The sequence below is a fragment of the Methylobacterium variabile genome (assembly GCF_001043975.1).
Taxonomy (GTDB): domain Bacteria; phylum Pseudomonadota; class Alphaproteobacteria; order Rhizobiales; family Beijerinckiaceae; genus Methylobacterium; species Methylobacterium variabile.
Genome location: NZ_LABY01000483.1, coordinates 1 through 717, shown reverse-complemented (window position 1 = coordinate 717; position 717 = coordinate 1). Strand labels below are relative to the sequence as shown.

The window sequence follows — 717 nt, the reverse complement described above, 5'->3', positions numbered from 1 at the left end:
GGCTCGGCGATGGCGCGGGCGACGAGCCGGCTCCTGCCGATGTTCGCGCACGGCTTCGACGAGGGGAAGCGGGACGCGGCGGCCCAGGAGCAGGCCCGCCATCTCCTCGCTCGGCTCCGGGTGGAGGGACTGTACGGCTGAAGCCCTCCTTCAGGTCGCCTGCTGCCCGGCCGTGAGGCACAGTCGCAGTCCTTTCCGAAGGGCCGCGCGATGGGATCGTCACCCGGCAGGGCCGAAACCGCACAGCGGGTTCGGGGAGCGCAGCGACTAGGGCGTCTCTGCAAAGGGGTTCACACGGGCGGGGTGAGCCCCCACGTGACCGGGATGCGACGCTTTGAACTGACCGACGCGCAGTGGGAGCAGATCGCCCCCCTGCTACCGCCGCAGAAGCCGCACACTGGCCGTCCTGCGGTGGATCACCGCCAGGTGCTCAACGGCATGCTCTGGATCCTGCGCACCGGCGCGCCCTGGGAGGATCTGCCAGCGCGCTACGGGGCGGTTGGGACCGTGTCGAGCCGGTTCTACCGCTGGCGCAAGGCCGGTGTGTTCGACCGGGTGCTGCAGCGTCTGCAGGCGCAGGCCGATGCCCGCGGCGACCTCGACTGGGACCTGCACTTCGTGGACGCGACGGTAGTGCGCGCCCACCAGCACGCCGCCGGTGCGCGCCGGTCTGGCGCCATCGGGGGGTGAGGGCACGGTCGAGGGTGCGGGCGAGGC

General features: G+C 72.1%; 1 pseudogene. It reads left to right on the top strand.

The features are described from left to right. Positions 1-324 precede the first annotated feature (324 nt). A pseudogene (locus tag VQ02_RS34030) lies at positions 325-717 on the top strand (IS5 family transposase); the annotation flags it as partial.